Origin of the sequence: Blastopirellula marina (assembly GCF_002967715.1) — a bacterium.
In the GTDB taxonomy this organism is placed as follows: Bacteria; Planctomycetota; Planctomycetia; order Pirellulales; family Pirellulaceae; genus Bremerella; species Bremerella marina_B.
The window spans coordinates 1-838 of the sequence record NZ_PUIA01000039.1 but is presented as its reverse complement, the minus strand read 5'-3'; the positions used below and the strand labels follow the sequence as shown (position 1 = coordinate 838).

Annotated in this window: 1 protein-coding gene; it reads left to right on the top strand. The window is 62.1% G+C overall.

What is annotated here, in order from left to right; all coding sequences use genetic code 11:
• Positions 1 to 20 precede the first annotated feature (20 nt).
• On the top strand, positions 21 to 838 hold an 818-nt coding region (locus tag C5Y96_RS15015; protein WP_147275535.1), incomplete at its 3' end, for an AAA family ATPase.

The following is an 838-nucleotide window of genomic DNA, read 5'->3' as shown; positions in this document are numbered from 1 at the left end:
CTTTTTGGGCAGGCAAAATCATGAATCGTACTGAGCGGATCGAGCGGATGCGGGAGTTGTTGCAAGGGGAAGGGATGTTTCCGGTGGCGGTGCCTGATTCGATGATCGAGGCGGCGGTCGACCGGTTTGAAGCGGCCAACAAACCGCTGCAAAAGTTCACGTCGGTCGAAATGCTCGAGCAGGCGAACGAGGTCGAGTGGCTGGTGCCAGGCGTCCTCTCGCGCGGCGCTCCGGCGGTGATTTGCGGGCCGAGCAAATGTTTGAAAACGTCGCTGGCGGTCGACTTGGCGGCGGCCCTGTCGACAGGCTGCAAATTCTTAGGGAAGTTCGCGCTCCGGCGAACGTTTCGCGTTGGGTTCTTCAGCGGCGAGCAAGCGAAACGCTCGCTGATCGACCTCACGCGCCGTTGGATGACCAGCAAACAGCGGGAAGAAGCGCCGCGATTCGTCTGCGCGCTGCACGGGGCGAGCACGAAGTTGGAGACGCAGCTGCGGCAACTGCGCGCGTGGATCGGCAGTTACGAATTGCAGGTGGTGATGATCGATCCGCTTGACGTCGCCGCGAAATCGAAGCGGGCACACACGCTCCACCTGCAGGCGATGATCCGCTGTTGTTTGGAGTGCGGCGCGACGCCGATTTTATGCTGCGCGACCCGAAAATCGATTCGGCCGCGAGCGCTCGACGTGACCGACTTGCAAAGCGCCGGCTGTCACGAACTGGCCCGGCAATGGCTGCTCGTAAATCGCCGCCAAGGCTATCAGCTGGGCACCGGAAAGCATCCGTTATGGCTGACCGTCGGCGGCGACGCCGGGCAAGATGACCTGTGGGGCGTCGATGT